This window comes from Pseudomonas synxantha BG33R, from assembly GCF_000263715.2.
GTDB classification, from domain to species: domain Bacteria; phylum Pseudomonadota; class Gammaproteobacteria; order Pseudomonadales; family Pseudomonadaceae; genus Aquipseudomonas; species Aquipseudomonas synxantha_A.
The window spans coordinates 4,661,447-4,679,494 of the sequence record NZ_CM001514.1 but is presented as its reverse complement, the minus strand read 5'-3'; the positions used below and the strand labels follow the sequence as shown (position 1 = coordinate 4,679,494).

The 18,048-nt window shown below is 59.7% G+C and carries 17 protein-coding genes, 1 tRNA gene and 1 pseudogene; 9 read left to right on the top strand and 10 right to left on the bottom strand.

The features are described 5' to 3' along the window. Positions 1-12: 12 nt before the first annotated feature. From PSEBG33_RS07130 to PSEBG33_RS07140, 3 genes are read left to right on the top strand one after another with little or no spacing between them, the layout of a single operon-like run. A complete protein-coding gene (locus PSEBG33_RS07130; RefSeq protein ID WP_005790454.1) occupies positions 13-1,422 on the top strand; it encodes a circularly permuted type 2 ATP-grasp protein in 1,410 nt (469 codons plus the stop codon). 4 nt (positions 1,423-1,426) lie between these two features. Next, entirely contained in the window at positions 1,427-2,374 is a 948-nt protein-coding gene (locus PSEBG33_RS07135) for an alpha-E domain-containing protein (RefSeq protein WP_005790452.1), read from the top strand. Continuing rightward, the gene (locus PSEBG33_RS07140; RefSeq protein WP_005790450.1) at positions 2,371-3,171 is read left to right on the top strand and encodes a transglutaminase family protein; all 801 of its coding nucleotides are present in this window, start codon (positions 2,371-2,373) and stop codon (positions 3,169-3,171) included. Before PSEBG33_RS07135 ends, PSEBG33_RS07140 begins: the two co-directional genes overlap by 4 nt. 34 nt (positions 3,172-3,205) lie before the next feature. On the opposite strand, the gene PSEBG33_RS07145 is transcribed toward PSEBG33_RS07140, so the two are convergent. Further along, positions 3,206-4,012: a c-type cytochrome gene (locus PSEBG33_RS07145; protein ID WP_005790448.1), complete on the bottom strand. Its 807-nt coding sequence runs from the start codon at positions 4,010-4,012 to the stop codon at positions 3,206-3,208. Positions 4,013-4,662: 650 nt separating this feature from the next. Here PSEBG33_RS07145 and PSEBG33_RS07150 point away from each other — a divergent pair. The 3 genes from PSEBG33_RS07150 (at position 4,663) to PSEBG33_RS07160 (ending at position 8,850) form a co-directional block, all read left to right on the top strand. Beyond that, positions 4,663-5,868: an acetyl-CoA C-acetyltransferase gene (locus tag PSEBG33_RS07150; RefSeq protein WP_005790446.1), complete on the top strand. Its 1,206-nt coding sequence runs from the start codon at positions 4,663-4,665 to the stop codon at positions 5,866-5,868. A gap of 16 nt (positions 5,869-5,884) precedes the next feature. Then, positions 5,885-8,032: a 3-hydroxyacyl-CoA dehydrogenase NAD-binding domain-containing protein gene (locus PSEBG33_RS07155; protein WP_005790444.1), complete on the top strand. Its 2,148-nt coding sequence runs from the start codon at positions 5,885-5,887 to the stop codon at positions 8,030-8,032. Positions 8,033-8,124: 92 nt separating this feature from the next. Continuing rightward, complete coding sequence (locus PSEBG33_RS07160; protein WP_005790442.1) at positions 8,125-8,850, top strand: amidotransferase; 726 nt, start codon at positions 8,125-8,127, stop codon at positions 8,848-8,850. Here the strand turns inward: PSEBG33_RS07160 and PSEBG33_RS07165 are convergent. The 3 genes from PSEBG33_RS07165 to PSEBG33_RS07175 form a co-directional block, all read right to left on the bottom strand. Beyond that, positions 8,847-9,818 (bottom strand): magnesium and cobalt transport protein CorA, encoded by a 972-nt coding sequence (locus PSEBG33_RS07165; protein ID WP_005790440.1) that lies wholly within the window; start codon positions 9,816-9,818, stop codon positions 8,847-8,849. The genes PSEBG33_RS07160 and PSEBG33_RS07165 overlap by 4 nt on opposite strands. A 157-nt stretch (positions 9,819-9,975) precedes the next feature. Beyond that, complete coding sequence (locus tag PSEBG33_RS07170) at positions 9,976-10,719, bottom strand: 1-acylglycerol-3-phosphate O-acyltransferase (RefSeq protein WP_005790438.1); 744 nt, start codon at positions 10,717-10,719, stop codon at positions 9,976-9,978. Between the two features lie 211 nt (positions 10,720-10,930). Continuing rightward, positions 10,931-11,623 (bottom strand): crotonase/enoyl-CoA hydratase family protein, encoded by a 693-nt coding sequence (locus tag PSEBG33_RS07175; protein WP_005790436.1) that lies wholly within the window; start codon positions 11,621-11,623, stop codon positions 10,931-10,933. 321 nt (positions 11,624-11,944) lie between these two features. Here PSEBG33_RS07175 and PSEBG33_RS07180 point away from each other — a divergent pair. After that, positions 11,945-12,034 (top strand) — tRNA-Ser (locus tag PSEBG33_RS07180). An 84-nt stretch (positions 12,035-12,118) separates the two neighbouring features. Here the strand turns inward: PSEBG33_RS07180 and PSEBG33_RS07185 are convergent. The 4 genes from PSEBG33_RS07185 to PSEBG33_RS07200 form a co-directional block, all read right to left on the bottom strand. Continuing rightward, positions 12,119-12,388 (bottom strand): hypothetical protein, encoded by a 270-nt coding sequence (locus PSEBG33_RS07185; RefSeq protein ID WP_005790433.1) that lies wholly within the window; start codon positions 12,386-12,388, stop codon positions 12,119-12,121. Positions 12,389-12,619: 231 nt separating this feature from the next. Then, complete coding sequence (locus PSEBG33_RS07190) at positions 12,620-13,660, bottom strand: DMT family transporter (protein WP_005790431.1); 1,041 nt, start codon at positions 13,658-13,660, stop codon at positions 12,620-12,622. A gap of 69 nt (positions 13,661-13,729) precedes the next feature. After that, on the bottom strand, positions 13,730-14,065 hold the full coding sequence (locus tag PSEBG33_RS07195; RefSeq protein WP_005790430.1) for a hypothetical protein: 336 nt from the start codon (positions 14,063-14,065) through the stop codon (positions 13,730-13,732). A 145-nt stretch (positions 14,066-14,210) separates the two neighbouring features. Beyond that, on the bottom strand, positions 14,211-14,585 hold the full coding sequence (locus tag PSEBG33_RS07200) for a DUF2784 domain-containing protein (RefSeq protein ID WP_005790428.1): 375 nt from the start codon (positions 14,583-14,585) through the stop codon (positions 14,211-14,213). Between the two features lie 108 nt (positions 14,586-14,693). On the opposite strand from PSEBG33_RS07200, the gene PSEBG33_RS07205 reads away from it, so the two are divergent. Continuing rightward, positions 14,694-15,380, top strand: coding sequence for an HAD-IA family hydrolase (locus tag PSEBG33_RS07205; RefSeq protein WP_005790426.1), 687 nt, complete (start codon positions 14,694-14,696; stop codon positions 15,378-15,380). Between the two features lie 50 nt (positions 15,381-15,430). On the opposite strand, the gene PSEBG33_RS07210 is transcribed toward PSEBG33_RS07205, so the two are convergent. Further along, positions 15,431-16,177, bottom strand: a complete 747-nt coding sequence (locus PSEBG33_RS07210) for a 3-oxoacyl-ACP reductase family protein (protein ID WP_005790423.1) — start codon at positions 16,175-16,177, stop codon at positions 15,431-15,433. Positions 16,178-16,282: 105 nt separating this feature from the next. Between PSEBG33_RS07210 and PSEBG33_RS28050 the strand changes: the two are divergent. Continuing rightward, positions 16,283-17,206, top strand: a pseudogene (locus tag PSEBG33_RS28050) (LysR substrate-binding domain-containing protein). 113 nt (positions 17,207-17,319) lie between these two features. Here the strand turns inward: PSEBG33_RS28050 and PSEBG33_RS07215 are convergent. Next, positions 17,320-18,048 carry an aspartate/glutamate racemase family protein gene (locus tag PSEBG33_RS07215; RefSeq protein WP_005790421.1) on the bottom strand — a complete coding sequence of 243 codons (729 nt, stop codon included), beginning with the start codon at positions 18,046-18,048 and terminating at the stop codon, positions 17,320-17,322.

Below are 18,048 nucleotides of genomic sequence, written 5' to 3'. Positions count from 1 at the left end.
AAGGAGTACGGCATGATCCGCACTTATTACGATGAAATGTACGATGGGGCAGGGCAGGTGCGCGCCCATTACCGCGAGTTCGCCCGCTGGCTGGCCGATACCCCTGCCGAACTGCTGGCCCAGCGTCGGCGCGAAGCCGATTTGCTGTTCCACCGCGCCGGCATCACCTTCACCCTCTACGGAGACGAGCAGGGCACCGAGCGCCTGATCCCCTTCGACACCATCCCGCGCAGTATTCCCGCCAGTGAATGGCGGATCGTCGAACGTGGATGTATCCAGCGGGTCAAGGCGTTGAACATGTTCCTCGCCGACCTGTATCACGAACAGCGCATCATCAAGGCCGGTATCGTGCCTGCCGAACAGGTGCTGGCCAACGAGCAATACCAGTTGGCGATGCAGGGGTTGGATCTGCACCGTGATCTGTATTCCCACATTTCTGGGGTAGATCTCGTACGTGATGGCGATGGCACCTACTACGTGCTGGAAGACAACCTGCGCACGCCCAGCGGTGTCAGCTACATGCTTGAAGACCGCAAGATGATGATGCGTCTGTTCCCCGAGTTGTTCGCCGCCCAGCGCATCGCGCCCATCGACCATTACCCCAACCTGCTGCTCGATACCCTCAAAAGCGCCAGCCCTCTGGATAACCCCAGCGTGGTGGTACTGACCCCGGGGCGCTTCAACAGTGCGTTCTTTGAGCATGCCTTCCTGGCCCGGGAAATGGGGGTGGAACTGGTGGAGGGCGCGGATTTGTTTGTGCGTGATGATCGCGTGTTCATGCGCACCACCGACGGCCCCAAGGCTGTCGATGTGATCTACCGCCGCCTCGATGATGCCTTCCTCGACCCGTTGGCATTCAACCCCGACTCGATGCTCGGAGTCCCTGGCCTGCTTGCGGCCTATCGCTGTGGCAATGTGGTGCTGGCCAATGCCATCGGCACCGGGGTTGCGGACGATAAATCGGTGTATCCGTTCGTGACAGAAATGATTCGTTTCTACCTGGATGAAGAACCGATCCTGCAGAACGTTCCGACCTTTCAATGCCGCAAGCCTGACGAACTGTCCCACGTACTGGCTAATCTGCCCGACCTGGTGGTCAAGGAAACCCAGGGCTCCGGTGGCTACGGCATGTTGGTTGGCCCGGCGTCCACGACGGCCGAAATCGAAGCGTTCCGTGCGCGTATCAAGGCCAAGCCCCACGCCTATATCGCACAGCCGACCCTGTGCTTATCCACCTGCCCGACCTTCGTCGAAAACGGTATCGCGCCCCGGCATATCGACCTGCGCCCGTTCGTGTTGTCCGGCAAGGAAACCCGGGTGGTGCCTGGCGGCCTGACCCGCGTGGCGCTGCGCGAAGGTTCGCTGGTGGTCAACTCGTCTCAGGGCGGCGGCACCAAGGACACCTGGGTGGTCGAGGACTGATGCCATGCTGAGTAGAACTGCCTCGGATTTGTACTGGATGTCTCGCTATCTGGAACGCGCAGAAAACCTCGCGCGTATGCTGGATGTCAGCTATTCGCTGTCGCTGATGCCCCAGGATGGGCGCGGCGATGGCCTGCACGAACTGGCCATGCCGTTGTTGATCACCGGCACGCTGGAGGATTATCACGAGCGTCATGGCGAACTTCATGCCGAACGCCTGCTGCATTTTTTCGCGCTGGATGCGGCCAACCCGGCCAGCATCTACAGCTGCCTTGGCGCCGCGCGGGCCAGCGCCCATGCGGTGCGTGGGCGTATTACCGCCGACATGTGGGAAAACATCAACGCCACTTGGCTGGACATTCGTGACATCGCCCAGCAAGGGCTGAGCCACTACGGTATGAGCCGGTTTTGTGAGTGGGTCAAGGAGCGTTCCCACCTGTTCCGCGGCGCCACCTACGGCACCATCATGCGTAACGATGCCTTCCGCTTTATCCGCCTGGGTACCTTTATCGAGCGCGCCGATAACACCCTGCGCCTGCTGGATGCCCGCTATGAAATGGCCGGCGACCAGGCGGCGGTCAGCGATGGCACCGCTCACGCGTATTACCAGTGGAGCGCATTGCTGCGTGCGCTGTCGTCATTTGAGGCGTACACCGAAATTTATCGTGATGCCCCAGGTGCCCGGCAGGTTGCCGAGCTGCTGCTATTACGTGCTGATGTCCCGCGTTCACTGCGGGCGTGCAGTGAAGAGATCGACCAGATCCTCGCCAGCCTGCCCGGCCTCAACGGCCGCCCGGCCCAGCGCCTGGCCGCCGAGATGGATGCGCGCCTGCGCTTCACCGCCATCGACGAAATCCTTGAGGAAGGCCTGCACGCCTGGCTGACCGACTTTATCCCCTTGGTCCGCCAGTTGGGCGACGCCATCTACAGTTCCTACCTGGAGGCGGCATGAGACTCTCCATCAGCCACGAAACCACCTACCACTACGAAGACCAGGTACGTGCCAGCATTCAATACCTGCGCCTTACACCCCACGACAGTGAGCGCCAGCACGTGCTCAGCTGGCAACTCGACCTGCCGCGCCCGGTGCGCGCCCAAGTGGACCCCTTCGGCAACATCCTGCATGTGCTGACCCTGGATGAACCCCACGACGCCATCATCATCGGCGCCCGCGGCCAGGTAGAAATTGATGAGTTGCGCGAGGCCGAGCACGAAAGCCAGTCGCCCTTTCCGTTTTTGCGCAGCACGCGCCTGACCGAGCCCGACGAAGCCTTGCGCCGGTTTGCCGAACAACACTGCCATCAGCGTCGCGACCGTACGGCGTTGATCGACCTGATGCAGGCCCTCAACCAGGCGATGATCTACACGCCAGGTGCGACTGCCGTCGATACCTGCGCCGCCCAAGCCTTCGCGGGCGCGGCGGGCGTGTGCCAGGACCACACCCATGCATTCCTGGCCTGCGCGCGCAGCCTGGGGATTGCTGCGCGGTATGTGTCGGGGTATTTGTACACCGAAGACAGCGCGCACCTGGCCAGCCATGCCTGGGCCGAAGCCTGGCTGGATGGCGCCTGGTACAGCTTTGACGTGACCAACCAACTGGCCCGTCCGGAGCGGCACTTGAAGCTCGCCGTGGGCCTGGACTACCTCGACGCCTGCCCGGTACGCGGTATGCGCCGCGGCGGTGGGCATGAGCAGATGCATGCCAAGGTATTTGTAGCCCCGACCTTGGTTTCCGTGCAGCAGCAATAAACTTCCTGAGCACAGCAGGCCAGATGTGGGAGGCTTAAGGTTGCTGTTTACGCCCCGCCATATGCTGCAAATACCCCACCAGCAAATCCAGCTCGTGGTCTGGCAACACGCTGGCCGCAAACGCCGGCATCTTGGCCTGTGACCAGTGCCTCAGGCTTTGTGGCTCGCGGATGTAGCGCTTGAGGAAATCGCCGCCGAAATACTCGGTCGGGTTATAGGGAATATTCAGGTCCGGCCCCATTTGCGCATCGCCGGCACCATTGAGGCGATGGCAAGCCAGGCAGTTCTTCTGGAATAACGCAAAGCCTTGGTTCACCGGGTCATCCGCCGCCAGCTTCGGGTCGGGCAGCAACGCTGGAAAGCGCTCGGCGACCGTCTGCAATTGCTTGATCGTGGAAATCTGGAAGGGCCATTGTTCCGGGCTGATGTGCCCGGCTTGGGGGTTGGTCCATACCAGGTAAAACGGGCCGGCGCTGGGTTTGCCTTGCGCCAGCGCCGGCCACGGATGGGCCGGGTCTTCCACGGCCAGCCAGGCGCGTGCACCGGTTTTTTCCAACAAGGGCGCGGCGGTGAGTTCGGCGGCAAAGCCATCAAGGGCAACGGCTTGCAGGTGGTTCGCAGGCTTCAGGCCCGGCAGGAGTACCGCCAGGGGCACCGCGCGATAGGTCATGTTGCGCTTGTAAGACACGTCGTCGACGATTTGTACGTCCTGCGCCTCGGGGTGCTTGAGCAACTGCGCGGTCTGCCAGGTCTTGCTGGCGTGGTCCAGCTCAATGGTCAATTGCGCAGCCGCAGCGGGTAGGCTCAGCAAAGCAGTAAAAAAAGCGAGGATCAGTTTCACGGCACAGGCCCGACGATAAATGGCGATAGCGCACAAGATACCCGAAACGCACAGGTAAAAAGACAGCGCCCGCAACGGGAACGCTAAGCGCAATATCCCGGCAGGTGCTGCCAAACGCTGCTGGCCCGATGCTGTGTGAGCACGAAGACCGGATGCTGGATCGTCACCCGATAACCTTGGTTAAATTGGGCAAGATCAGAATCAGTGTGGTGGCGAACAGAATAAGTCCCGCCTGACGTACTTTCGAATGTTTGAACATGGCTGACTGCCTATTTGTTGTTATTCCTGAGCGTCAAATGCGTGCCGGTTTATTTCAGTATCGCGAGATGACATTGCACTTTTCTTACAACTGCTCCAGCAAAACCCGGCAGCAGTGTCCTACAGGTTCAACCTTAGAGCGCCCGATCTTCTTCGCTTAGATCCATTTCATATCAACTAATCAGCATTTGCGCTAAAAACGGCATGAGGCTTATTGCCATCTTGGCGCGAGCCCTAGGGCTAGACAGCTAAAACGATTAATCAGGTAATTCCCGTAGCTACCTACCGTTCGTCCGAGCGAGGGGGTCAAAAGCAATGAGCGCATCCGTCATTGAAACCGTGTCAATCGGGCCTAAGGTAGGGGCATACACCCACAGCGGTTCGAGGATGTCATGACCCAAGCTTTGATCTTTGATGCGATACGCACGCCCCGGGGCAAAGGCAAGGCCGATGGTGCCTTGCACAGCGTCAAACCGGTAAACCTGGTGGCCGGCTTGCTCACGGCGCTGGCACAACGCAGCGACCTCGACACCCGCCAAGTGGATGACATTGTCCTGGGCTGCGTCACGCCGGTGGGCGACCAGGGCGCCGATATCGCCAAGACCGCCGCCCTGGTGGCTGACTGGGACATCAGCGTCGCCGGCGTCCAGGTCAATCGCTTCTGCGCCTCGGGGCTGGAAGCGGTCAACCTGGGGGCAATGAAAGTGCGTTCCGGCTTCGAAGATCTGGTCGTGGTGGGTGGCGTCGAATCCATGTCCCGCGTGCCCATGGGCAGCGATGGCGGCGCCTGGGTGCTCGACCCGCAAACCAATATGCACAGCCACTTCACCCCTCAAGGTATTGGCGCTGACCTGATTGCCACGCTGGAAGGGTTCACTCGCCAGGATGTGGACAGCTTTGCCCTGCTGTCGCAACAGAAAGCCGCCAGGGCCCGAGCGGACGGTTCCTTCAGCAAGTCGCTGATCGCGGTGCAGGATCAGAACGGCATCGTGCTGCTGGATCATGACGAATTTATCCGTGGCGACTCCACCCTTGAAGGCTTGGGCAAGCTCAAGCCCAGCTTCGAAATGATGGGCCAGATGGGCTTTGACGCCACCGCGCTGCGGGTCTACAGCCATGTGGAACGCATTGACCATGTGCACACGCCGGGCAACAGCTCCGGCATCGTTGATGGCGCGGCATTGATGTTGATCGGCTCCGAGGCCAAGGGGCGCGAGTTGGGCCTGCAACCGCGGGCGCGCATTGTCGCCACGGCAGTCACCAGCACCGACCCGACCATCATGCTCACCGGCCCCGCACCGGCGACCCGCAAGGCACTGGCCAAGGCCGGCCTGCGGGTAGAAGACATCGACCTGTTCGAAGTCAACGAAGCGTTTGCCTCGGTGGTGCTCAAGTTCATCAAAGACATGGGCATCGACGCCGCACGGGTCAACGTCAACGGCGGCTCCATCGCCATGGGTCACCCGTTGGGCGCCACCGGTTGCGCAATCCTCGGCACCTTGCTCGACGAGCTGGAGGTGCGCCAGCAACGCTACGGCCTGGCCACCCTGTGTGTCGGCGGTGGCATGGGTATCGCCACCATCATCGAACGCCTCTGAGCCCAAGGAATTTGTCATGACCGATGCCATTCGTTACGAAAAAGGCCAGGACCAGATCGTGGTACTGACCCTGGACATGCCCGGCCAGAGCGCCAACACCATGAACGCCGTCTACCGCGAAGCGATGGCGGCGACCGTCACGCGCCTGGAAGCAGAAAAGGACCAGATTGCCGGGGTGGTGATCACCTCGGCCAAGAAGACCTTTTTTGCCGGTGGCGATCTCAATGAACTGATCAAGGTCGACAAGGCCCACGCCAAGGATTTCCATGACAGCGTGCTGGTGTTGAAGGCGCAGTTACGCCGCCTGGAAACCCTCGGCAAGCCGGTGGTGGCCGCGATCAATGGCGCGGCCCTGGGCGGCGGCTGGGAAATTTGCCTGGCCTGCCATCATCGGGTCGCGCTGGACGACAAGTCCGTACAGTTGGGCCTGCCCGAAGTCACCCTTGGCCTGTTGCCGGGCGGCGGCGGGGTGGTGCGCATGGTGCGGATGCTGGGCCTGGAAAAAGCCTTGCCGTATTTGCTCGAAGGCAAAAAAGTCCGGCCAGCCCAGGCCCTGCAAGCCGGCTTGATTGATGCACTGGCAGCCGATCGCGAGCAACTGCTGAGCAAGTCCCGTGCGTGGATTCTCGCCAATCCCGAGGCCAGGCAACCCTGGGACAACAAGGGGTATCAGATCCCTGGCGGCACGCCGTCCAACCCCAAAGTCGCGCAGATGCTCGCCATTGCCCCGTCGATTTTGCGCAGTAAAACCAATGGCTGCTTCCCGGCACCCGAGAAAATCCTCTGCGCCGCCGTCGAAGGTGCCCAGGTGGATTTCGACACCGCACACCTGATCGAAACCCGCTACTTCACCGAACTGGTGACCGGGCAAGTGGCGAAAAACATGATCGGCACCTTCTGGTTTCAGCTCAATGAAATCAACGCCGGCAGCTCACGCCCACAGGGTTTTGCCCCTCATGTCACCCGTAAGCTCGGTGTACTCGGCGCCGGGATGATGGGTGCGGGCATCGCCTATGTCAGTGCCTGTGCGGGGGTCGAGGTGGTGCTCAAAGACATCAATCTCGCCGCCGCCGAAAAAGGCAAAGCCCATAGCTCTGCCTTGCTGGACAAGAAAGTCAGCCGTGGGCAATTGACCGCCGAACAGCGCGAAGCCATCCTGGCGCGCATTCACCCTACGCAGGATGACGCTGACCTGGCCGGCTGTGACCTGATCATCGAGGCCGTGTTCGAAGAGCGCGAACTCAAGGCCAGGGTCACGGCGGCTGCGCAAAGCGTGGTCGGTGCCGATGCGGTGATCGCCTCCAACACTTCCACCTTGCCCATCAGCGGCCTGGCCACGGCGGTGCCGGCCCCATCCAGGTTTATCGGCCTGCACTTCTTCAGCCCCGTGGACAAGATGCCCCTGGTGGAAATCATCAAAGGCACCCACACCAGCGACGAGACCCTGGCCCGCGGTTTCGATTTCGTCCTGCAAATCAAGAAAACCCCGATTGTGGTCAACGACAGCCGTGGCTTCTTCACCTCGCGGGTCTTCGGCACCTTCACCAACGAAGGCATTGCCATGCTCGGCGAAGGCGTGGCCGCGCCGATGATCGAGACCGAAGCGCGCAAGGCCGGGATGCCGGTGGGGCCGCTGGCGGTGTCCGATGAAGTGTCCCTCAGCCTGATGAGCCATATCCGACAGCAAACCGCCAAGGATCTGCAGGCCGAAGGCAAGGCCCTGCCGAACCATCCGGCGACGGCAGTGATTGATTTGCTGGTGAATGAATACAAGCGCACCGGCAAGGCGGCGGGCGGCGGTTTTTACGATTACCCCGCCGGTGGCCAGAAGCACCTGTGGCCAGAGTTGAAAACCCGGTTCGAACGGCCCGGCAATCGAATTTCACCCCAGGACGTGCGCGACCGCTTGCTGTTTATCCAGGCCATCGAAACCGTGCGCTGCGTGGAGGAGGGCGTGTTGATGTCCACGGCTGACGCCAACGTCGGTTCGATCTTCGGCATCGGCTTTGCCGCGTGGAGTGGCGGCGCGCTGCAGTTTATCAACCAATACGGGCTGAACGATTTTGTCGCCCGCGCTCGTTATTTGGCCGAAGAGTATGGGGAGCGCTTCTCGCCACCGGCGTTGTTGCTGGAGAAAGCGGCACAGGGCGAAGTGTTCGGCTGAGCAAAATGTGGGAGCGGAGCTTGCCTTGAGGGTGTATTTCAAGGCAGGCTCTGGGGTGTGCAATATTCCCATCGCCGTGTCAGGTATTTTTTATGTCGCTACGCGTCTGCATCCTGGAAACCGATATCCTGCGTCCAGGCTTGATCGATCAGTACCAAGGTTACGGGCAGATGTTCAAGCGCCTGTTCGCCAAGCAACCGATTGCCGCCGAATTTGTCGTCTACAACGTGGTGCAGGGCGAATACCCGCCGGATGACGAGGTGTTTGACGCGTACCTGATCACCGGCAGCAAGGCCGACTCGTTCGGCACTGACCCCTGGATCCAGACCCTCAAGACCTATGTGCTCAAGCGCTACGAGCGTGGTGACAAGCTGCTGGGTATCTGCTTCGGTCATCAACTCCTGGCATTGCTGCTCGGTGGCAAGACTGAACGCGCGAGCCAAGGCTGGGGAATGGGCATCCATGATTACAAGCTGGATGCCAAGGCCCCATGGATGAGCCCCCAGGTGCCGGAACTGACGCTATTGATCAGCCATCAGGATCAGGTCACTACCTTGCCGGAAAATGCCACGGTCATTGCCTCCAGTGAGTTTTGCCCGATTGCCGCTTACCACATCGGTGACCAGGTGTTGTGCTTTCAGGGGCACCCCGAATTTGTCCAGGACTATTCCCGCGAGTTGTTGGAGATTCTTCAAACAACCCTGGGGGAACAGGTCTACACCAACGGCGTTGCCAGCCTGGACCGCGACCACCACGGCGCAACCGTGGCGGAGTGGATGATGCGCTTTGTCGCGCACAAGCCGGATACCGCGGCCTAAAGCCAGCCTGAACGCTTGAAGCTGGCCCATAAACCCCCACAGCCCAACGCGATAAAACCGAGCACCGCAAAATAGCCGTAGTGCCATTGCAGCTCGGGCATGTTCTGAAAGTTCATCCCGTAAATCCCCGCCACCGCCGTGGGGAACGCCAGGATCGCCGCCCACGCGGCGAACTTGCGCTGCACCACGCTCTGGCGCGACGCCTCCAGCAACACACCGATCTCGATGGTCTGGCTGGCAATGTCGCGCAGGGTGGTGAGGTCTTCCATCTGCCGCGTCACGTGGATTTGCACATCGCGGAAATACGGGCGCATGTTCTTGTCGATAAACGGGAAGCTCAACTTCTGCAACTCCTGGCTGATTTCCACCATCGGCGCCACATGACGCTTGAGCCGCAGCACGTCACGACGCAGGCCGTGGAGGTGCTGGATATCGCGCTCATTGAGCGAACTGCACAATACGTTGCGCTCCAGCTCATCGATCTCGGCGTGGATCGCTTCGCTGACCGGCTGGTAGTTTTCGGTGACAAAATCCAGCAGCGCATAGAGTACGAAATCTTCCCCATGCTCCAGCAACAGCGGCCGCGCCTCACAGCGTTGGCGCACAAAACCGTAGGACGCCGAGTGACCGTTGCGTGCGGTGATGATGTAGCCGTTGCCGGCAAAAATATGGGTTTCGATAAACTCCAGCTTGCCGTTCTCGCGCACCGGTGAGTAGGTGACGATAAACAGCGCATCGCCGAAGGTTTCCAGCTTCGGGCGGCTGTGTTTTTCCATGGCGTCTTCAATCGCCAGTTCATGCAGGTTGAACTGGTGTTGCAGGTTGTTCAATTCCTGGGCGCTGGGCTCTTCCAGGCCGATCCACACAAAGTGACCGGGCTTGGCTGCCCAGGCCGCGCCTTCATCGAGGGTGATATCCGAGACTTTTTTTCCGGCGCTGTAGACGGCCGCCGCAACAACTCTACCCATGGTGCTGATCACTTCTTATAAGAGGACAGATGTTGGGCAGCTTAGCCTGAATGGCGTTCCGTTGTTGCTGACTGACATTGCCCATTCCCTTGCAGGAGCGAGCTTGCTCGCGAAGATCATCAACGATGACGCAGCGCTATCAGATGACTCGCGTCGCTTACACGGTTTTCGTGAGCAAGCTCGCTCCTGCAAGTTCACGGTCCATTGTTTCAATGCATGCGGTCATTTGCGCGTGACAGTCCAGCATCAATTGAGGGATGTCATCTACCGTCATGCCAGTGGTAGGAATCGGCGGCAACGACCGTATCAGCAATTCCCCGCTGTTCCAGCGGTTGAGCTGCATCTGCGTTACATAATTGCTGACACACACCTGCACGATAGGCACGCCGGCCGCAATCGCCATATGAAACGCACCTTTCTTGAACGGCAACAGCCCTTTACCCAGGTTGCGCGTACCCTCCGGGAACACCCAGATCGATGTGTCCTTGTGTTGCAAGGTCTGGGTGGTGGTGAGCATGGCGCGTCGGGCCTTGTGCGCATTGCCGCGGTCGATCAGCACATTGCCCGCCAGCCAGAACAACTGGCCGAACAGCGGCACCCATTTCAGACTTTTCTTGGCGATACATACGGTGCGGTGCGGCACTACATTGCCAAGTACAAACAGGTCGTAGTTGGACTGGTGGTTGGCGATCACCACACAGGTGCCGGGCTTGTTGCGCAGCGAGTCGACATCCGTCTTCACCTTCAGGCGCAAGATCCACATGGCTGGCAATGCGTAAAGGCGGGCGCAGAGGCGGCTGTTGTCCGGATTGAATGGCCGGCATACCCCTAAAAGTACGCCCAATACCCCGGCGATCATAAAGTGCAGGCCCATCAACAACATACGTAACAGAAAAAGCATCGAAACGGCCCACCGGAACAAAAGGTGGCGCAGTGTACGGATGTGCACTGTATTCGGCAATTGCCCCACAGATGTAGGAGATAGGCGATGTTTAAGCGTATGTTTCTACGCATGCCAGTAGCGGCTGCCCAGAGCGGCTACAGATGTTTCGGGTTTATTTGTAAGAAAAAGCCCGATACTAGATCGGGCTTTGATAAAGCAGGCGTAGGAGTTAACTCAGGTTATGGCCTTGATCCTGGATGATTGCTTCGTGCAGAGCCTCCAGCAGCGCCCGGCGCACTTTTAACTTGGTGTGCTTGTGAGCGTTCATGTTGATCTTCTTCAACTGCCGCGCCGCCTCCAGGGCTGCCGCGTGCAATTCTTCCGGTGCCACGACCTTATCGAGGAAGCCTGCTTGCAAGGCGCCTTGCGGATCAAACATTTCGGCATTGATCACCGACCGATGAAATGCCGACTTGCGCAGACGATCCCGCGCCAGCTCGATACCAGCGTGATGCATGGTCATGCCGATTGCCACTTCATTCAGACCAATGCTGAACGGGCCTTCCACGCCAATGCGATAATCCGCCGACAACAATAAAAACGCGCCCTTGGCCACCGCATGCCCAGGGCACGCCACGATCACCGGGAACGGATGCGCCAACAAACGCCGCGCCAGGGTCGAGCCCGACGTCACCAGGCTGATCGCCTCTTTAGGGCCGGCGGTCATCACCTTCAAATCATAGCCACCCGACAAAATTCCCGGCGTACCCGTGATGATCACCACTGCCCGATCTTTCTCGGCCTGATCCAGCGCAGCGTTGAATTCGCTGACCACCGCCGGAGAAATGGCATTGACCTTGCCGTTGCTCAAGGTCAGGGTCGCGATACCGTCTTCGAAATGGTAGGCAATCAACTCACTCATGACGCGGTTCCTTGTAGGGCTTGTTATAGAGAGAATGCAGCAGACGTTACCCACCGCGCCCGCCTGGGTAAAGCGCCGTGACTGACTACCCGGTCAGGCTTTTCCTCAATCCCCAAGGGTAGACGCCCCGCGGCACAGCGCAGCAGTCCCGCAAAACTGGTGCCGGGCCTGCCCAAGAATGGCAGAAACACCGCCCGTTATCAGGCGCGCCACGGCATAACCGTCTAACCGCATGAAAATTCTGAAAAAAACCTTTGCCATCAGAAAGGCTTTCGACTACATTAGCGCGCCTCGACAGACTGAACTGGTTTGCCGAGATACGGTGAAGTGTCCGAGTGGCTTAAGGAGCACGCCTGGAAAGTGTGTATACAAGAAATTGTATCGAGAGTTCGAATCTCTCCTTCACCGCCAAATTCGATGTAAACAAAACCCCTGGTTTCGAGAGAAACCAGGGGTTTTGTGATTTCTGGGGTTTGAAAGTCCAGCTTTATCAGGTCATGCGCTTGGCATATCCATTCGCCTTCCTATGACGTCCAGCAAATCGCAGCCGTCGCGCAAAGGGATTGAACAAAGCAACGCAAAATCACTGAGTACAACCGCATCACTACTGATCTCACTGCGTAGTGCGAGGTTCTCAAGGACTTGTGCAACGGCACGAAGTCGATAGGTCGCAGCATCGAGAAGTATTTCCAGTGGCACGGTGGTGTCGACAAAAAGGGCAGGTGTGGCGCTGTCGTTGCTGGTGAGGGCCATGTATTGGTTCATGAGTGATTCCACAAGACAAATATAAATACAACGAGGCCTTTTCACGCTAAGCCGTCAAAAAACGTCAGTTGCTCGAAAATAACGTCGTCTACGTTCCGCCTTGTCATCGAGTCGCCAAACCCGGTCGCTATGTGAGCGACCGAAAGACTATAGGTGTGGCGATTTTAAAAAGGCAGCCTGTCGCTTCTGAATGGAGCGTAGGACGTTGCCCAAAGCCACCAGCATCCGCGTTCAATGCCTATGCCGATGATGCACATCCGGAAAATGCGCATGGCTGTGCTTCATCACCGCATGCACATGCACATGGCTATGAGGCTGCGCCGGATCCCACTCAAACCCATGCTCATGCTGATGATGCTCATCATGCACATGCCAATGCCCATGTTCCGTTGCCTCATGCACATGCTCATGGGCATGTCGCTCCGTCAGGTGCAGCCACACGCCTACGGCCATCAGCGCCGAGGCAATCCAGAACGCTACGGTCACCGACTCGCCAAATACCAGCAGCGCCACTGCGGCACCGAGGAAGGGTGCCGTGGAGAAATAAGCCCCGGTGCGCGCACTGCCCAGCCCACGTAGCGCCAGCACGAACATCACCAGGCTGATGCCATAGCCGAGGAACCCCACCACCAGGATCGGCGCCAATTGCGCCACGCCCGGAATCCGCGCCCCGAGGTAAAGCGCCAAACCGCAATTCACCAGCCCCGCAATCAAACCTTTGGCACCGGCGATAAAGAGCGCGTCAGACGCCGACACCTTGCGCGTCAGGTTGTTATCTATCCCCCAGCACAAACACGCCAGCGCAATGGCGAGCGGCCCGGTCCAGTCCTGGCCGCCGCCGCCGGCGCCCGTCCATGACAACACCACGCCGCCCAGCACAATGGCGACCATGCCGAGCACGATGCGCCGATCTGCGTTTTCTCTGAATACGACCCAGGCGATCACGGCGGTGAGCACTGATTCGAGGTTGAGCATCAACGAGGCGGTGGCGCCGGCGGTGCGAATCAGGCCGAACATGAGGGCGACGGGGCCGAGGATGCCGCCGAAGGCGATGGCGCCGAGCAGCCAGGGCCATTGCGATGGGGTCAACCCGGTGGGTTTCCAGCCGCGATCACGGATCAGGCGTACGCCGGCAAGGCCAATGCCGCTGCCCAGGTAAAGCAGGCCGGCCAGCAATATAGGTGAGAGGCCCAGGCCGAGGCTTTTGGCGAGCGGAGTGCTGGCGCCGAACAGGGCGGCGGCTACGAGGGCGTAAATGATGCTGAGGTTCATGGGCCATCCTCGAAGGTCAGGCCCATGATACGTCGCTTGCCGGGGTCAGCGCCCTGGCAGTTTCATACTTTATTGCGCGGTTTTCAGCTTGATCACATCACCGGAAATCTTGGTGGTGTAGCCGTTCAATACCCAGGCCCAGAACCACTTTTCTTGCACTTGGGTGTTGATCAGCGCGTCGCCGCCCTTGGCTTTGATGGCTGCATTCTGGGCGCGTACGAAACGGTTGTTCTGGCCGATTGGGATGATGCCCAGCAGCATGATGCCGGTGGCGCTGGCTTCGCTGTGGCCGATGACGGTGTATTGGCTGGCGTCGTATTGCGGGGTTTTCATGGCGGTGCCGGTGCAACCTGCCAGGGTGAAACCAAGAACGGCTGCTGCAACTGCTTTAATGACGTATTTCACTTGAAACTCCATGGACTCAACCTCAAGATTCAATTCCCGAGGGGGCGACACTTTAAGCGCTCGGTTGGCAGATTGAAAACAATCTGCCCAGGTTTCATGTTCAGGCTTGTGCGTGCGCCCAGGCGATCAAGCTCGGGTCTGAAGGTTATGCGCTTCTGCGTGCCAGCAAACTCCGGATCAACCGTCCATACACCACGGCGTTGATCAATATCACCACCGCCCCCAGCAGCAGTTGAATATTCGCCGTCAGCCCGGCGGGGTAGATCAGCGTCAGGATGTAGTGCTCGATAAACCCGCCGCCATAACCGTCCTGCCCGGCCAGGTGACGAAACAGGTTTTCCCAGCGGGTGAGCGGGCAGGGCAGGTGCAGCACCTCTACCGCGATCCCCCAGGCCACGGCGGGCAAGTGCAGCCACATTACCCTGGGCCATTTCAGGGCGAGCAGGCCACCGAACAGTACGAACAGGATAAAGGTCAGGTGAAACAGCACGAGGCCGTCGGCGACGAGTCGGTAGAGCATTGTGGGCACTTCGAATGGAGGGGCAAACAGTCTAAAGGGTTGCTCGCCGGCAAGGGTGGCCGTTATTGTGCTGAATCCATTTAGTCCTTGCCCCAAGGTTGTGTCGTGATGAATGCACCGCGTACCGCTGTCCCGATCAAAGCCGTGATTTTCGATATGGACGGGTTGTTGCTGGATACCGAAGGCATCTACACCGAAGTCACGCAGATCATCGCCGAGCGCTATGGCCGTACCTATGACTGGGGGATCAAGCAGCACATCATCGGGCGAGGCGCTCAGGATCTGGCCGATTACGTGGTCAAGGCGCTGGAGTTACCGATCACGCCCGCCGAGTTTCTGGAAATTCGCGAGCCGTTGATGAGCGAGCGCTTTCCCAAGGCCCTGGGTATGCCGGGCGCCGAGGCGTTGGTGCGGCACTTGAAGGCGCACAATATCCCAATTGCGGTGGGCACCAGTTCATCGCGTAACTCGTTTGGCCACAAGACCACCTTGCACCGCGAATGGTTTGGCCTGTTCGACACCATCGTCACTGCCGACGACCCGGAAGTCGGTGCGGCCAAGCCGGCGCCGGATATCTTCCTCACGGCTGCGCGCCGTCTGGGTGTGGCGCCTGAGGATTGCCTGGTGTTCGAAGATTCGCCGTTCGGCGTGACTGCGGCGAAGGCTGCCAACATGACCGCCATCGCCGTGCCCGATGAGGCCATGGCGGACAGCAAGTACCAACATGCCGACCAGATTATCCGCAAGCTCGCGGATTTTGATCTGGCGGCCTATGGTTTGCCACCTATGTCCTGACCCAACACAGGGCAAAATGTGGGAGGGAGCAAGCCCCCTCCCACATTGGGTTATGCGCTGAAACCACCATCGATGGTCAGGCTGGCGCCCGTGATATACCCGGCTTCCGGCCCGGCCAGATACGCCACAAAGCTGGCAATCTCCTCCACGTGCCCATACCTGCCCACCGCCATCAACCCGATCAAGCTTTCGGCAAACTCACTGTTCGCCGGGTTCATATCGGTATCCACCGGCCCGGGCTGCACGTTGTTGATGGTGATACCCCGTGGCCCCAGATCCCGCGCCAAACCCTTGGTCAACCCTACCAGCGCAGCCTTGCTCATCGCATAAGGCCCGCCACCGCCAAATGGCATACGCTCGGCGTTGGTGCTGCCGATATTGATCACACGGCCACCTTCGCCCATGTGCCTGGCGGCTTCCTGGGTGGCGATAAATACGCTGCGCACGTTGATTGCCAGGGTCTGGTCGAAGTCCTCCAGCTTGAAGTCTTCCAGCGGCGCGATGGCCAGCACGCCTGCGTTGTTCACCAGGATATCCAGGCGCCCAAACGCATCGACCGTGGCGTTGACGGCATTGCGAATTGCCGTGGCATCGGCGCTGTCGGCTTGAATCGCCAGGGCTTTGCCGCCTTCGTTGATCACGTCGTGTTGCAAGGCCTGGGCCTTGGCGGCCGAGCTGACGTAGGTAAAGGCGACAGCTGCACCCTGCGCGGCGAGGCGCTTGACGATGGCGGCACCGATGCCGCGGGAACCGCCTTGAATCAGGGCGACTTTGCCGGTGAGGTTTTGTGTGGTCATGTCGATCTCCAAGTAGTTGATGGGCTGAGTATCGACCTGCCTCCGGCACGCCGGTAGACCGTGATTGCTATAGTCTGTGTAAACCAAAAGTTTAGAGTGGCCGATATGGAGAGCTTTGGCAGTATCGAATGCTTCGTGCGCAGCGCCGAGGGTGGCAGCTTTGCCGAGGCGGCCCGGCACTTGAGCCTGACGCCCGCAGCCGTAGGCTAAAGTGTCGCCAAACTGGAAGCGCGCCTGGGTGTGCGGCTGTTTCAGCGCAGCACTCGGCGGCTTACGTTGACTGAAGCCGGCAAGTTATTTCTGGAAGAGGTCAGCGCCAGCCTCACCACTATCCAGAATGCCGTGGCCAACCTGGCCAGCGCCGAAGGGCGACCGGTGGGCACGCTCAAGGTCAGCATGGGCACGGTGGTCGGCTGTATGTATATCGTGCCGCTGCTGGGGGAGTTTCTGAAACGCTACCCCGATATCAGCCCGGATTGGCATTTCGACAATCGCCAGGTCGATCTGATTGGCCAGGGCTTCGACGCGGCCCTTGGCGGCGGCTTTGAGCTGCCCCAAGGCGTCGTGGCACGCAAGCTGACGCCGGCTCACCGCGTGTTGGTGGCATAGCCTGACTATTTGGCGGCACGCCCAGCGGTGTTGCAGCCAGAAGACCTGGAGCACTGCGACGGCATCCTGATTCGCTCACCGCAAACCGGGCGAGTGCGCTCCTGGCAACTGACTCATCGCAATGGCGAGCACGGCCCGCTGAGTCTCAAGCCGCGCATGACCATGAGCGACTCGCAGGCCGCCTGCATCTGCGCCGAACAGGGCCTGGGCATTGCACTGGTGAGCATGCCGTTTGCCGTACCCTGGCTGGCGAGCGGCAAGTTGCTGCGGGTATTGCCGGATTGGTATGTGAACGACGGCAATATTTGCATCTACTACGCCGAACATAAACTGCTGCCAGGCAAGACTCGGGCGTTTGTGGATTTCATCATCGAGCAGTTTGCCGAGCAGCAGTTAGGCCAAAGATTCAGCGCAATCTAAAACCTTGTGATCAAAATGTGGGAGGGGGCTTGCTCCCGATTGCGGTGGGCCAGCTATAGATAAGCTGGCTGATACACCGCTATCGGGAGCAAGCCCCCTCCCACATTTGATCTTCAGTGGCCGAACTTGCCGGGCCAACCAATGATCTTCTTGGGTCTTGGCTGCGCATACGTCCTGACTTTGGATGTCGACAACCCCAACCTCACCAACGATTCGGCAACCATCACCGCCGCCGTCACCCCGTCCACCACCGGCACTCCGGTGCGTTTGCGAATCTGCTCATCCAGCCCGGCCATGCCGCCGCAGCCCAGGCAGATCACTTCGGCCTTGTCGTCGTGAATCGCCAGTTCCGCCTGCTGCACAATGGCCTCCATAGCGGCCAGCGGGTCTGCTTCCAGCTCCAGCACCGCCATGCCGCTGGCGCGCACCGAAGCACAGCGCTGGTACAGGCCGGCGAGTTTCAGTCGGTCTTCAATCAGTGGCACGGTGCGGTCCAGGGTTGTGACCACCGAGTAGGCATGCCCCAGGAACATCGCGGTGCTGGCCGCCGCTTCGGTGATATCAACCACCGGCACATTGAGTAATTCCTGCAAGCCTTCACGGCCATGCTCGCCATAGCCGGCCTGGATCACCGCATCAAACGGCTGGTCGTAGGCCATGACCCGGTCCATGACGGCGATGGCCGCCAGGTAACTTTCAAAATTGCCCTCCACTGACTCGGCGCCGAAGTAGGGCGTGAGGCCGACTATCTCGGTGCCCGGTGACGCCACGGCCCGCGCTTGCTGAGCGATGGTGTCGGTGATCGATTCAGTGGTGTTGACGTTGACGACGAGGATGCGCAT